This is a genomic window from Pseudomonas sp. A1230 (assembly GCF_044218825.1).
Lineage (GTDB): Bacteria > Pseudomonadota > Gammaproteobacteria > Pseudomonadales > Pseudomonadaceae > Aquipseudomonas > Aquipseudomonas iridis.
Window position 1 is genome coordinate 623,270 of record NZ_CP162582.1, and the last position, 15,653, is coordinate 638,922.

Genomic DNA, 15,653 nt, shown 5'->3' on the forward strand with positions numbered 1-15,653 from the left:
TGGGTTTTGCGAGCGCCACAGCTTTTGTAAGAGCTACCGAAGGCTGCGATCGTTTGATCTTATCTTTCGCGCATCGCCTCGGTCCGCGCTTTGAGCACCGGTTTAAGCAGGTAATCCAACACACTTTTCTCCCCGGTGATGATGTCCACTGTCGCCACCATCCCCGGAATGATCAGCAGCGGTTTCACATCTCCGCCAAGATGGTTTTTGTCGGTGCGTACCTGAATCAGGTAGAAGCTGTTGCCCTTGTCGTCAGTAATCGTGTCGGCGCCGATCAGCTCAAGCTTGGCGCTCAGGCCACCGTAAATCGTGTAGTCGTAAGCACTGAACTTGACCATGGCTTTCTGGCCCGGATGCAGGAACGCGACGTCTTGTGGGCGTACTTTGGCTTCGATCAGCAGGTTGTCCTCCAGCGGCACGATTTCCACCATGTCGCTGCCTGGCTGGACCACGCCGCCGATGGTGTTGACCTTCATCTGCTTGATCACCCCGCGCACCGGCGAGGTCACCGTGGTGCGCGTCACACGATCATCGATGGCGATGCTCGATGCGGTGATTTTCGACAGGTCGGTGCGTTTCTCATTCAGCTCTTTGGCGGCATCCGAACGAAAGGTTTGCTCCGACTCGTCGATCTTGCTGCGGATTTCGGCAATCGCCGATTCGGCGCGGGGAATCGCCAGGGTGGTCGCATTCAGCGAACCGCGGATCTCCACGGCATTGCGTTTGAGCCGCAGGATCTCCACGGGTGATACCGCGCCGGTTTTGACCAGCGGCTCGGACATGTTCATCTCTTGTTGCAGCAAGGCGAGGCTTGAACTGAACTGGCCTTGCTTGGAGCGAAACTCCGCCAGTTCCTGAGTCTTCTGCCGCAGTTGTTCGCTGAGGGTGCGTTGTTCACTGGCCAGCCGCCGCAGGCGTTGTTCGTGCAGCGAGCGTTCGTCTTCAGCGACTTGCGGGGCCTTGGCGATCACCTCGGCGGAGAGTTGGAACGGGCGCCCCTCGGCCTCTGCCGACAGCCGTTCAACCTGGGCGGTCAACGCATAACGATCCGCCTCGCTTTCACCCTTGTTCGACAAAAATCGCGTGTCATCCAGACGCAGCAGGGTGTCGCCCTTGTTGACCATTTGCCCTTCACGGACGAAAAGCTCGGTGACGATCCCGCCCTCAAGGTTCTGGATCACCTGGACCTTGCTCGACGGAATCGCCTTGCCTTCGCCCATGGTCACTTCTTCGAGAACGGCGAACTTGGCCCAGACCACCGCGCTGATCAACAGTGCCGCCGCGAGCCACACGGTGATCCGCGACCAGCGCGGCGAATCCTGCAATGAAGCCCCGGCAGTTTCCGGCATGAACTCGACCTCGGCGCTTTTGCCGAAACTGTCGAAGTAGCCGCGTGATTTGCTATCTGTGGAAGCAGACATGGGGCAACTCCTAGACCGCTGCCGAGCCGACGCGGCCCTTGCGCAGTGCTTCGATGACCGCTTCTTTCGGGCCGTCAGCGACGACCCGGCCGTTATCCAGCACCAGCAACCGATCCACCAGGCTCAGCATCGAAGTGCGGTGGGTGACCAGCAGCAGTGTTTTGCCTTGCACCCAGCCATGCAGCTTCTGGCGCAGTTGGTCTTCGCTGCTGTTGTCCATGGCGCTGGTGGGTTCGTCGAGCAACATGATCGGCGGGTCGAGCAGCAATGCCCGAGCCAGCAATACCGCTTGGCGCTGCCCACCGGAGAGCAGTTGCCCGCGTTCGCCCACCGGCCGGTCGAAGCCTTGCGGGTGTTGGCGGGCGAGTTCGGTGACGCCTGTCAGCTCGGCGACTTCGAGCATGCGTGAATCGCTGATGTAGCGCGCACCAAGGGTCAGGTTGTCGCGCAGGCTGCCGGCCAGCAGCGGCAAATCATGTGCGACGTAACCGATCTGCTGGCGCAGGTCAGCGACATCCAGTTGCCGCAGGTCGAGGCCGTCGAGCAGCAATTGGCCTTCTTCGGGTTCGTAAAAACCCATCAGCAGTCGCGCAAGGGTACTTTTGCCGGAACCACTGCGGCCGATGATACCGACCCGTTCACCGGGTTTGAGGCTGAAACTGACGTTGCTCAGCGCCGGGGCATTCTGGCCGTTGTAGTGAAAGGTCACGCCGCTGACGTCCAGCGCGCCTTGCAGTTGTGTGCGCTCCAGAGGCCGCTGTTTGCCGTCGCGTTCTTGCGGTAACGACATCAGCGCATCGGTGCTTTTCATGGTCAGTTGCGCTTGCTGATAGCGGGTAATCAGCCCGGCAATCTGCCCCAGCGGTGCGAGCACGCGGCTGCCGAGCATGTACGTCGCCACCAGTGCGCCGACGCTCAGGTTGCCGGCGATGATGCTGTAAACCCCTGCAACAATCGTCGCCATCCCCGCGAACTGCTGGATGAACAATGTGCCGTTGGTGGCCAGCGCCGAGAGATTGCGCGCATGGCTGTCGAGGCGGGTTAGGGCGCCGTGGGTGCTTTCCCATTTGTGCTGGCGCTCGCTTTCGGCGCTGCAGGCCTTGAGGGTTTCCAGGCCACCGAGGGTCTCGATCAGCAAGGCCTGGCGTTCGGCTCCGAGGCTCAAACTCTTCTGCACGGTGTCACGCAGGCGCACCTGGATGATCATCGCGAAGATGATCGTCAGCGGAAACGCCAGCAGTGGAATCACCACCAGCCAGCCGCCGAGCAGGCCGATCACCACCAGCATCAGCACCACGAAGGGCAGGTCGATCAGACTGGTCAGGGTAACCGCGGTGAGGAATTCGCGCAGGCCCTGGAAATCGTGAATGCTCTGGGCAAAACCGCCGATGGTGGCCGGCCGAGCCTTCATCGACATACCGGTGATGCGTTCAAATAAAGTCGCAGAAAGGATTACATCGGTTTTCTTGCCAGCGCTGTCCAGCAGGTGTGCACGCACCACTCGCAGCACCAGTTCGAAACCGGTGCCGATCAACAGGCCGATCGATAACACCCACAGGGTTGACGTGGCCTGATTGGGCACCACGCGGTCGTAGGTTTGCATGACAAACAGCGGCACCATCAGGCCCAGCAGGTTGATCAGGAAACTGGCAAGAATCGCATCGCTGTACAGCCATTTAGACAGCTTCAGGGTGTCGCGAAACCACGCATGCACCCGTGGCACCAGCGGCGAGCGCAGGTCTTCGAGTTCATGCCGTGGCCGCGCGAACAAGGCCTGGCCGCTGTAGTGTTCGCTGAGTTCTTCGCGGCTGACCCACTGCTCGCCGCCATCGGCTTCGCTGGGCAGGATCAGCGCCTTGCCGTCATCGCCAAAGCGCCGCAGCACGGCGGTGCGACCGTCGTTGAGCAGTAGCAGAATAGGCAGATTCAGCGGGGAAATGTCTTTCAGCTCGCGGCGTAACAGCCGCGCCTGCAACCCGGCCCGGGCGGCTGCGCGAGGCAGCAGATCCAGGCTCAGGCGTTGTTTGTTCAGGGGCAGTCCGGCACTCAGGCTGGCGCGGCTGACAGTCGCGCCATGGAGTTTGCAGAGGATCAACAGACCGTCGAGTAACGGATCATCGAAGCTCAGCCGTGGATCGACCCCGGCGTTGCCGCCTCCGGCCATGCTAGTCATATTGATCGCCCCTGTTGGACTGGCTCGAGTATCCCTATATCCCCCGTCGGAGCTGCCAAAGGCTGCGATCTGTTGATCTTGAAAACAGCATCAAAAGATCGTCCGATCGCGGCCCGTGCCTTCGGCAGCTCCTACATGGGACTTACTTCAGCTCTGGCAGGCGTGCTTCGTTTTTGACTTCGGCAGAAGCAATCGCATCCGCTGGCAGCACCACCCGTTGTTTGCTCAGCAACTGGCCCATATTGGCTAACACGCGATACATCGAATATTCCTCGGTGTAGCGGATTTCGGTGTAGCGGCGGTTGGCGTTGTAGAGCTCGTTTTCACTGTCGAGCAAGTCGAGCAGGGTGCGTTGGCCAAGGCCGAACTGATCCTGGTACGCGGCGCGCACACGCTTGGTGGTTTCAGCGTATTCACGGGCGGTCGGGGTTTGTTTCTTGGCATTTTCCATGGCGTTCCAGGCCAGACGAATGTTCTCGTTGAGCTGGCGCAGGGCGTTGTTGCGGATGTCCATCGCCTGGTTGATGTCGTGCGCGTTCGCGGCCAGTCGGGCCTTGTCGCTGCCACCACGGAACAGGTTGTAGTTCATCACAATGCCCACGCGCCATTCGTTGTCGTGGCCTTCGTCACCCTGCACGTTGTTGTTCGCACCAACGGCGGCTTCAGCATCGAAGCGTGGGTAGAACGGCGACTTGGCGACTTCGTACTGGCTCTCGGCCGACTGCACGTCAGCCTGCGCCGATTTCAGGTACGGGTTGTTGTCGACCATGCTCTGCTGGGCTTCGCGCAGTTGGGTGGGCAGTTCGCCGCGAGTCGAGGCCGGGGTTTCCAGTTCATCGGGCATGCGCCCGACGACGCTGTAGAAATTGGCTTCGGCATCGGCCAGATCAACTTCGGCGGTGTCGAGGTTGTTCTGTGCCAAGGCTTTACGGGCTACCGACTGGTCGGAGTCGGCGGCGCTGCCGACGCCGCGCTCGGTGCGCAGGCCAATCTGATCGTTGACGCGCAAGTGCGCCTGCAGGTTGTTCGTCGCCAGGGTCACCAGTTCGCGGCGCTTGAGCACTTCGAGGTAGACCTCGATGGTGCGCAGGGCCAGGTCTTGCGCGGTGCCTTGCGCGTAGTAGGCGCGCGAGTTGGACACACCTTTGGTGCGCTCGACTTCGTTGGCCGTGTTGAAACCATCGAAGATCATCTGCCGCATGCGCAGCTCGGACTGGGTGTAGGTGAGGATTTCGGTGTTGTGATTGCCGAAGGCCCGGGTGTTGGTGTTGTCGCTGTAACCGCGACCGTAGGCCGCGTTCAAATCGACGGATGGATAGAAACCACCCTTGGCGACCTTGACTTGTTCATCAGCCGATAGGCGCGCGTCCACGCGCGACGCAAGTTCCGGGTGGGTGGCGATAGTGCTTTGAATCGCCTCCGTGAGGTTCATTGCCTGGGCTTGAGAAGTGCAGGCCATGGCCAGCAAAACCGCGCTGCAGAGGGGGGTTAGAACGCGCATGGGGTGCATCTCCCTGAGTCCTGATGGTGTGTTACTGTCGCCAAATATTTGACGATATTATGAGGTCTAAGCGTTTCACTCTTGTAACAACAGAGCTAAGAACATCCTGAAGCGTAGCTAAGAAAAAATTTTCATAAGGCTTATTCCGAAAAAAACTTATGCGGTTTGTAAAATGCAGCACATTGTTCACCACGAAAGCCTTTGTTTTGTGCGCTTTAGGGAGCGCAAAAAGGCTTGAGGAAAGTTCCATTCACTTTGCGACATACGGCGAAGTACTGCTGAAGGGGAGGGACGCGTAACGGTTGATGAGCGACAGATTTCTGTCACTCGAGTGCTTCGCCACCGTTACGTAGCGTTAGCAGGTTGGTTGCCTCGATCAGGGTTTGGAGGTGCTTGAAAGCACTCAAATTTCTCGCTCGGGCAAGGCCTGTGAAACGAACTGTCGAGGGTGCGAGCGTCGCCCCGACAACCCGATTGAGCCATGGGCTACTTCGCGAACCAGTGCTGACGGTGGTCAGCAGCGGAGGATTTCACATGGCAACGCTCATCGGCACAGTCACCAAGGTTATTGGTCAGGTTTTCGCTCAAGGTATCGACGGCACCCGTCGCGTCCTGGTTGAGGGGGATCGGCTGTTTGCAGGCGATCAACTGATCACCGGGGCCGAGGGCGCGGTTGCCGTTCATCTGCAAAATGGCCAGGAACTGACCTTGGGCCGCGGTAGCAACGTGACCATGACCGACCAATTGCTGGCGGGCCAGGCAGGACAGGTGAACGTCGCTGAAGCGCTGACCCCGAGTGACGCACAACTGACCGATGTCGAACAGATCCAGAAAGCCATCGCCGCCGGTGAAGACCCGAGTAAAACCGCTGAAGCCACCGCTGCAGGCCCGAATGCCCCAACGGGTGCGCCGGGCGCGGTGGGCGGCGGCCATAGCTTTGTGTTGCTGGAGGAAGTCGGCGGGCGGGTCGATCCGGTTATCGGTTTCCCCACTGCCGGCTTTAACGGTATTCCCGAGTTTCCCGAAGAGCGCCGCGAAGCGGTCATCGACAATGGTGACGACGGCGGCGATATCGTCGTGCCTGTTGTTCCGCCGCCACCGGTGAACAATCCCGTCACGCTCGGCGGGCTTGCGGTAGACGGTGGCGAACTGAACGTAAACGAAGCCAATCTGCCCGACGGCTCTGCCGGCAATAGCGGGGCTCTGACGCAAAGCGGCAGCTTCACCGTATCGGCACCGGACGGTCTGACCAGTTTGAGCATTGGCGGCATCAGCCTGATCAATGCTGGCGTGGCGGTCGGCTTTCCGCAGTCGATCACCACGCAGTTGGGCAACACGCTGACCATCACCGGTTACAACCCGGCAACTGGCGTGGTCAGCTACAGCTACACGCTCAACGGCAATGAAACCCATGCGGCCGGTGACGGCGCCAACAATCTCAGTGAACAGTTCACGGTGATTGCCAGCGACAGCAATGGCGACACTGCCACGGGAACGCTCGACGTCAACATCACCGACGACTTGCCGGTCGCGGTCGATGACGGCAATGGCATCGCTTCAGAAACCTCGTTGACGCTGACCGGCAACGTCCTGACCAACGACGTGCAGGGCGCCGACCGCGTCGCCACCGGCCCGATCACCGCCGGTACTTTTACCGGGACGTACGGCACGCTGGTGCTTAACACCAATGGCACTTACACCTACACGCTGAACACCAGCGATGCTGACTTCAAAGCCCTGACCGGCGGTGGCAACGGCACGGAAACCTTCGCCTACACCATCACCGATGCCGACGGCGACACCAGCACCGCGAACCTCGTATTGCAGATCCAAAACAACGACGATCCGGTGATCATCAACGGCTTGAACGTAGAGGGTGGCGAACTTACCGTCTTCGAGAAAAACCTCAGTGACGGCAGCGCGCCGGACTCCGCGGCGCTGACCCAAAACGGTACCTTCACCATCACCGCACTTGACGGCGTTACCACGCTGACTATCGGTGGCATCGCCGTGGTCACCAATGGCGTCGCCGCCGGGTTCCCACAATCTGTCACCACGCCGCTGGGCAGCACGCTGACCATCACCGGGTTCAACGCGACGACGGGCGTGGTCAGTTACAGCTACACCCTGGTCGATAACGAAGCGCACGCGACCGGCAACGGCGCCAACAATTTGCCTGAGCAATTCGCCGTCACCGTGGTCGATGACAACGGCACCACTGCCAATGCGACTCTTGACGTGAACATCGTCGACGACCTGCCAAACGCCGTGGACGACAGCAACGCAACCACCGCCTCGGAAGCGCAACTCACGCTGACCGGCAACGTGCTGACCAACGACGTGCAAGGCGCCGACCGCGTCGCCACCGGCCCGATCACCGCCGGTACTTTCACCGGGACGTACGGCACGCTGGTGCTCAACGCCAATGGCACTTACACCTACACGCTGAACACCAGCGATGCTGACTTCAAAGCCCTGACCGGTGGTGGTAACGGCACGGAAACCTTTGCCTACACCATCACCGATGCCGATGGCGATACCAGCACTGCGAACCTCGTTCTGCAGATCCAAAACAACGACGATCCGGTGATCATCAACGGCTTGAACGTAGAGGGTGGCGAGCTCACCGTTTACGAGAAAAACCTCAGTGACGGCAGCGCGCCGGACTCATCCGCGCTAACGCAAAACGGCACCTTCACCATCACTGCACTGGACGGCGTTACCACGCTGACGATCGGTGGCATCGCCTTTGTCACCAATGGCGTCGCCGCCGGGTTCCCACAATCGGTTACCACGCCGCTGGGCAGCACGCTGACCATCACCGGTTTCAACGCGACGACGGGCGTGGTCAGTTACAGCTACTCCCTGGTCGACAACGAAGCGCACGCAACCGCTAACGGCGCCAACAATTTGCCTGAGCAATTCGCCGTCACCGTGGTCGATGACAACGGCACCACCGCCAATGCGACCCTCGATGTGAACATCGTCGACGACCTGCCAAACGCGGTTGACGACAGCAACGCAACCACCGCCTCGGAAGCTCAGCTCACGCTGACCGGTAACGTCCTGACCAACGACGTGCAAGGCGCCGACCGCGTCGCCACCGGCCCGATCACCGCCGGTACTTTTACCGGTACCTACGGCACGCTGGTGCTTAACGCCAATGGCACTTACACCTACACGCTGAACACCAGCGATGCCGATTTCAAAGCCCTGACCGGCGGCGGTAACGGCACGGAAACCTTCGCCTACACCATCACCGATGCCGACGGCGATACCAGCACCGCGAACCTCGTGTTGCAGATCCAAAACAACGACGATCCGGTGATCATCAACGGCTTGAACGTAGAGGGTGGCGAGCTCACCGTTTACGAGAAAAACCTCAGCGACGGCAGCGCGCCGGACTCATCCGCGCTAACGCAAAACGGTACCTTCACCATCACCGCACTGGACGGCGTTACCACGCTGACGATCGGTGGCATCGCCGTGGTCACCAATGGCGTCGCCGCCGGGTTCCCACAATCGGTTACCACCCCGCTGGGCAGCACGCTGACCATCACCGGGTTCAACGCGACGACGGGCGTGGTCAGTTACAGCTACACCCTGGTCGACAACGAAGCGCACGCAACCGGCAACGGCGCCAACAATTTGCCTGAGCAGTTCGCCGTCACCGTGGTCGATGACAACGGCACCACTGCCAACGCGACCCTCGATGTGAACATCGTCGACGACCTGCCAAACGCCGTGGACGACAGCAACGCAACCACCGCCTCGGAAGCTCAACTCACGCTGACCGGCAACGTCCTGACCAATGACGTGCAAGGCGCCGACCGCGTCGCCACCGGCCCGATCACCGCCGGTACTTTTACCGGTACCTACGGCACGCTGGTGCTCAACGCCAACGGCACTTACACCTACACGCTGAACACCAGCGATGCTGACTTCAAAGCCCTGACCGGCGGTGGCAACGGCACGGAAACCTTCGCCTACACCATCACCGATGCCGACGGCGACACAAGCACCGCGAACCTCGTGTTGCAGATCCATAACAACGACGATCCGGTGATCATCAACGGTCTGGATGTGAACGGTGGCGAGCTCACCGTTTACGAGAAAAACCTCAGCGACGGCAGCGCGCCTGACTCTGCGGCGCTGACCCAAAACGGTACCTTCACCATCACCGCACTGGACGGCGTTACCACGCTGACTATCGGTGGCATCGCCGTGGTCACCAATGGCGTCGCCGCCGGGTTCCCGCAATCGGTTACCACCCCACTGGGCAGCACGCTGACCATCACCGGGTTCAACGCGACGACGGGCGTGGTCAGTTACAGCTACACCCTGGTCGACAACGAAGCGCACGCAACCGGCAACGGCGCCAACAATTTGCCTGAGCAATTCGCCGTCACCGTGGTCGATGACAACGGCACCACCGCCAATGCGACTCTTGACGTAAACATCGTCGACGACCTGCCAAACGCGGTTGACGACAGCAACGCAACCACCGCCTCGGAAGCTCAACTCACGCTGACCGGCAACGTCCTGACCAACGACGTGCAGGGCGCCGACCGCGTCGCCACCGGCCCGATAACCGCCGGTACTTTCACCGGGACGTACGGCACGTTGGTGCTCAACACCAATGGCACTTACACCTACACGCTGAACACCAGCGATGCTGACTTCAAAGCCCTGACCGGCGGTGGCAACGGCACGGAGACCTTCGCCTACACCATCACCGATGCCGACGGCGACACCAGCACCGCGAACCTCGTGTTGCAGATCCACAACAACGACGATCCGGTGATCATCAACGGCCTCGACGTAAACGGTGGCGAGCTCACTGTTTACGAGCAGAATCTCAGTGACGGCACCAGCCCCAACACCCCGGCCCTGACCCAGAGCGGCACGTTCACCGTGACGGCCCTCGACGGTCTGCAAACCCTCAGCGTTGGCGGCATTGCCGTCGTCACTAACGGCGTGGCCGCAGGCTTTCCGCAATCGGTCACCACGCCGCTGGGCAGCACGCTGACCATCACCGGTTTCAACGCAGCGACGGGCGTGGTCAGCTACAGCTACACCCTGGTGGATAACGAAACCCACCCGAACGCCAACGGTGCCAACAGCATCACCGAGAACTTCAACGTCGTCGCCACGGACACCGATGGCAGCACCGCCAGTGGGCAGATCAACGTCAATATCGTCGATGACCTGCCAAGCGCTTATTCCGATGCAGCGTCGGTTGCGGAGGGCGGCACCGTCAGCGGCAACGTGTTGCTTAACGACATCGGCGGTGCTGATGGCCCGGCCGTGACGGGCGCGGTGGTCGGCGTGCGCGTCGGTGCCGATACCTCGACTTCGGCCATCGGTGGCTTGAACTCGCAGATCAACGGTACCTACGGCTACCTGACCCTCGATGCCAACGGCAACGCGGTTTACCACAGCAATCCCAACACGGTGAATGGCCCAGGTGCAGTGGATGTTTTCACCTACACCGTGCGCGATTCCGACGGCGATGAAAGCACCACCACCATCACCATTGATGTCTCCAACAGCAAACTGTATGCAGTCAGCGACACAGATGTCACCGTCTACGAGAAAGCGCTTGATCTGACCAGGGACGGCGCGGATCTAGCGCCCGGCACGGTCACCGGCAGCGACCCGACCAGCACCAGCGAAACCGCGTCCGGCACTTTGGTCGGCTCGGTCAACGGTGCCGTCGGCGCGATCAGCTATGCGCTGATTGGCAGCGCCACCGGCAACTACGGGCAGATCGTCCTCAACCCCAACGGCACGTACACCTACACCCTGACATCGCCAGCGACCACCACACCGAATGCCGATGACGGCGCCAACACCCTGACCGAAACCTTCACCTATCAGGCCACCGATTCGCTGGGCAACATCGTCACCAGCACCATCGTCGTCAGCATTGTCGATGACGTGCCCAAAGCGATGGACGACAGCAATGCCAACACGGCCTCGGAAACCCAACTGACCCTGAGCGGCAACGTGCTGACCAACGATGTGCAAGGCGCAGACGTGGTGGCGACCGGGCCGATTACCCCCGGCACTTTCACCGGGACGTACGGCACGCTGGTGCTCAACGCCAACGGCACTTACACCTACACACTCGACGCCACTGACGCCGACTTCAAAAACCTGCAAGGTGGCGGCAACGGCACCGAGACGTTCACCTACACCTTGACCGATGCCGACGGCGATACCAGCACCGCTAACCTGGTGCTGAACGTCCACAACAATGACGATCCGGTGGTGCTCAACGGCCTCGACGTCAATGGCGGCGAACTCACCGTCTACGAGAAGAACCTCAGTGACGGCACCAGCCCCAACACCCCGGCGCTGACCCAGAGCGGTACTTTCACCGTCACCGCGCTCGATGGACTGCAAACCCTCACTGTCGGTGGCATCGCCGTGGTCACCAATGGCGTGGCCGCAGGTTTCCCGCAATCAACCGTCTCGCCGCTGGGCAGCACGTTCACCATCACCGGATTCAACGCGACAACGGGCGTGGTCAGCTACAGCTACACCCTGGTCGATAACGAAACCCACCCGAACGCCAACGGTGCCAACAGCATCACCGAGAATTTCAACGTGGTGGCGACCGACACCGATGGCAGTACCGCCAGCGGTCAGATCAACGTCAACATCGTCGATGATCTGCCGACCGCCAAACCCGACACCGGCTCGGTGGCGGAGGGTGGTACGGTCAACGTCAGCGTACTGGGCAACGACGTCAACGGTGCCGATGGCGCGGTTACGGTGATCGGCGTGCGCGCCGGCAGCAACACCGCCACCTCGGCCGTCGGCGGGCTCAACAGCAACATCAACGGCGCCTACGGTTACCTGACCCTCGATGCGGCGGGCAATGCCGTTTACCACAGCAACCCGAACTCGGTGAGCCCACCGGGCGCCACCGACACGTTCACCTACAGCATCCGCGACAGTGACGGCGACGAAAGCACCACGACCATCACCATCAACGTCGCCGACAGCAAACTCATCGCCTCGGTCGATCAGGACGTGACCGTTTACGAAAAGGCCTTGGACTTGAGCAAAGATGGCCAGGATCTGGCACCCGGCACGGTCACCGGCAGCGAGCCTGGCAATACCGGCGAAACCGCCAGCGGCACGCTGGTCGGTGCGGTGACCGGCGGCAGCGGTGCGCTCACCTACACCCTGGTTGGCAGCGCCACCGGCACTTACGGGCAGATCCAGCTCAACGCCGACGGCACCTACACCTACACGCTGACTTCGGCACCAAAAACCTCGCCGAACGCCAACGACGGGCCGAACACCCTGAGCGAAAGTTTCACCTACAAAGCCACCGATGCGCTGGGCAACACCACCACCAGCACCCTCGTCGTCAACATCGTTGATGACGTGCCAAAAGCCGTGGCCTCGGATCGCTCGGTGACAGCAGTGGAGATCGATTCCAACCTGCTGATCGTTCTCGACATCTCCGGCAGCATGGCCGATGCCTCGGGCGTTCCGGGCCTGTCGCGCCTGGCGCTTGCCAAGCAGGCGATCAGTGCCTTGCTCGACAAGTACGACGATCTGGGCGACGTCAAAGTCCAACTGGTGACCTTCAGCAGCAACGCCACCGACAGAACTGCCGTGTGGGTGGACGTCGCGACAGCGAAGACGATTCTCGCAGGCCTGACCGCCGGCGGCGGCACCAACTACGACGCTGCCGTTGCGGTGATGCAGACCGCGTTCAACACCTCGGGAAAACTCACCGGGGCGCAGAACGTCGGTTACTTTTTCTCCGACGGCAAACCCAACGAGGGCGACATCAACGCTGCCGACGAAGCCGCGCTGAAAAACTTCCTCGATGCCAACAACATCAAGAACTACGCGATCGGCCTCGGCAGTGGCGTGAGCAACGCCAACCTCGATCCGCTGGCTTACGACGGCATCAACCACACCAACACCAACGCGGTGGTGGTCACTGACCTCAACCAGCTCAACTCGGTGCTGTCGGGCACCGTGCAGGGCGCGCCGGTCACCGGTTCGCTGCTGGGCGAGGGCGGCACGTTTGGCGCCGATGGCGGTTTCATCAAATCCATCGTGATCGACGGCACCACTTACACCTACGACCCGAAAGCCCTCAGTGGCCAGGGATCGCTGATCGCGAGCGGTGGTGTCAATCACGGCACCTTCAACACCGCGAACAACACGTTGAGCATCGCGACCAACAACAGCGGCACGCTGCTGATCAACCTCGACACGGGCGAATACACCTACACCTCGCAGAAAACCACCGCTGTGGTGCTCACCGAAAATATCGGCTTCACCGTCAGCGACAACGATGGCGATCTGGCCAGCTCGACGCTGACCGTAAAAGTGATCCCCAACGCGCCTCCGGTGGCGATGGACGACCACGTCATCACCAACGTGCTGTCGGGCAACATTGTGGTGCCGGGTGAGCTGTTGCTGGCCAACGACACCGACCCTAACGGCGATACCCTCAACGCCACGCCGACCAGTTTTAACACCGGTTGGGTGTCGAAAGCGGCGGACTTCACCGGCACCGGCGCGATCAATTTCACGGGCACCAACGTCAATACGGCGGCCAACCAGAATCTGGCCAACGTCCGTAGTGCGTTCTCGGCGAACGCGGCAACCATGACCGCCGTGCTGGTGGTCAGCGGCTACCTGGGCGCCGTGACCAACAGCAATGCCAACGATGAAGACCGCATTACCGTCAACCTGCGTCAGGGTGAAACCCTAAACCTCGACCACAACCTGGCGGCCGGTAACGTCAGCATGGAGTATTCGATCAACGGCGGCGGCTGGATCGCGCTGGCGGACGGGCAAACCCTCACTGCGACGTCGAACGCGGTCTACCAGATTCACATCACCAACCTGACCAATCCCTCGGGCAGCAACGTCAACGGATCGGAAAACTACCAGTTGACCATGAAGCTCAACTACGCCGGGGCCCAGGACATCGCCCCGGACTACCACGGCACTTACACCGCCAACGACAATCATGGCGGCAGCGACACCGCCAACGTGAGCATCAGCTATCAGGACGGCCACACCCTCACCGGTACAGCAGGCGATGACGTGCTGGTGGCGGGCACCGGCAACAACATCATCAATGCCGGCGACGGCAACGACGTACTGACCGCAGGCTCAGGCAACAACGAGCTGCACGGCGGCGCGGGCAACGACTTGCTCTACAGCGGCGCGGGCAATGACCTGCTCGATGGTGGCAGCGGTACCGACACCGCCAGCTACGCCCATGCGACTGCTGCCGTCACCGTCAACCTCGGCCTGCTCGTCGCGCAAAACACCCTCGGCGCCGGGACCGACACCCTGACCGGCATCGAAAACCTCGTCGGCTCGAACTTCAACGACAGCCTGACCGGCGACAACAATAACAACGTGATCAACGGGGGCCTGGGCAACGACACCCTCAATGGTGGCGGCGGCGATGATTTGCTGATCGGCGGCATGGGCAACAACACTCTGACCGGCGGGGCAGGGGCCGACACCTTCCAGTGGCTCAAAGGCAACAGCGGCCACGACCTGATCACCGACTTCACCCCCGGCACCGACAAGCTCGACCTGTCGCAACTGCTGCAAGGCGAAAACGGCACTACGTCGTCCCTCGACGACTACCTGCACTTCACCGTCAGCGGCAGCGGCGCCTCGGTCATGACCAGCATCGACGTCAGCGCCATGGCCGGCGCCACGCCGAACCAGACGATCGATCTGGCCGGCGTCAATCTCGCCAGCCACTACGGCGTCACGCCTGGCGCCGGTGGAATGATTGCCAGCGGGCACGACACAGCGACGATCATCAGCGGGATGTTGAATGATCATTCGTTGAAGGTGGATACCGTGTGATCGAGACCTGAAACGACAAAACCCGCCGCCCCGGTTGATGGGGCGGCGGGTTTTTTCTGTCTGATGGTATGGCGTTGCTCATTCTGGCCCCTTCGCGAGCAGGCTCGCTCCCACATTGGAGTGCGGTTAACTCTGGGAGCGAGCCTGCTCGCGAAAGCGCCAGATCTGACGCCGAATAACTCAGCGGTTGATCACGCCTGCATCAACCCGGCAACTCCAGATTATCGATCACCCGATTCACCGCCAGCTCCCCGAGCATGATCAGTTGCGCGATCCCCAACAGCGTCCTGCGCTGCGACGCGGGTATGAGGTGGGCGAAGTCATGGGCGATGGTTCTGGCTGAGGCGAGTGTTTCGCTGGCATCGGCCAGCAGTTCTTCATTTTTGAAGTCTGCGGTCACGGCGTACATCCGGCGGGTTTTTCGGGGCGGTGGCGTGGAGCCGGGCGGGCAGAGGTAGTGGTCGAGGGCACGGTCGGCGGCTTCGCTCAGCCTTCTCGAATCGATGGATTCGTAAGGCGAGGTGGGATCGGTTTCGGGCGGGTTGGGCGTTGGTTTGATCATGGTGAAGCTCCTAGAGTCGACGGAGCCGCCACATTTCGCTGCGATACGAAAAGGAGGTGGCAGCTATACGCGGGTCGCAGACCGGGACTCTAGAACCGGCAGACCCGAAGGTCTCCCACG

At 61.1% G+C, this 15,653-nt stretch carries 5 protein-coding genes; 1 reads left to right on the forward strand and 4 read right to left on the reverse strand.

Annotation, left to right across the window (positions count from 1 at the left end; genetic code table 11):
* Positions 1-59: 59 nt before the first annotated feature.
* The 3 genes from AB4P97_RS02990 to AB4P97_RS03000 all read right to left on the reverse strand — a co-directional run bounded on the left by AB4P97_RS02990 (position 60) and on the right by AB4P97_RS03000 (position 5,095).
* On the reverse strand, positions 60-1,421 hold the full coding sequence (locus AB4P97_RS02990; RefSeq protein WP_042558147.1) for an HlyD family type I secretion periplasmic adaptor subunit: 1,362 nt from the start codon (positions 1,419-1,421) through the stop codon (positions 60-62).
* 10 nt (positions 1,422-1,431) lie between these two features.
* Positions 1,432-3,594: a type I secretion system permease/ATPase gene (locus tag AB4P97_RS02995; protein ID WP_042558148.1), complete on the reverse strand. Its 2,163-nt coding sequence runs from the start codon at positions 3,592-3,594 to the stop codon at positions 1,432-1,434.
* Between the two features lie 142 nt (positions 3,595-3,736).
* Complete coding sequence (locus AB4P97_RS03000) at positions 3,737-5,095, reverse strand: TolC family outer membrane protein (RefSeq protein WP_042558149.1); 1,359 nt, start codon at positions 5,093-5,095, stop codon at positions 3,737-3,739.
* A gap of 534 nt (positions 5,096-5,629) precedes the next feature.
* Here AB4P97_RS03000 and AB4P97_RS03005 point away from each other — a divergent pair.
* On the forward strand, positions 5,630-14,971 hold the full coding sequence (locus AB4P97_RS03005) for a retention module-containing protein (protein WP_395602058.1): 9,342 nt from the start codon (positions 5,630-5,632) through the stop codon (positions 14,969-14,971).
* 202 nt (positions 14,972-15,173) lie between these two features.
* Here the strand turns inward: AB4P97_RS03005 and AB4P97_RS03010 are convergent, their stop codons facing one another.
* A complete protein-coding gene (locus AB4P97_RS03010) occupies positions 15,174-15,533 on the reverse strand; it encodes a DUF6124 family protein (protein ID WP_115147848.1) in 360 nt (119 codons plus the stop codon).
* Positions 15,534-15,653 lie beyond the last annotated feature (120 nt).

Excerpts from the sequence above, each read along its gene's own strand:
- AB4P97_RS02990 (WP_042558147.1), bottom strand. The coding sequence starts at position 1,421 with ATGTCTGCTTCCACAGATAGCAAATCACGCGGCTACTTCGACAGTTTC.
- AB4P97_RS02995 (WP_042558148.1), bottom strand. The coding sequence starts at position 3,594 with ATGACTAGCATGGCCGGAGGCGGCAACGCCGGGGTCGATCCACGGCTG.
- AB4P97_RS03000 (WP_042558149.1), bottom strand. The coding sequence starts at position 5,095 with ATGCGCGTTCTAACCCCCCTCTGCAGCGCGGTTTTGCTGGCCATGGCC.
- AB4P97_RS03005 (WP_395602058.1), top strand. The coding sequence starts at position 5,630 with ATGGCAACGCTCATCGGCACAGTCACCAAGGTTATTGGTCAGGTTTTC.
- AB4P97_RS03010 (WP_115147848.1), bottom strand. The coding sequence starts at position 15,533 with ATGATCAAACCAACGCCCAACCCGCCCGAAACCGATCCCACCTCGCCT.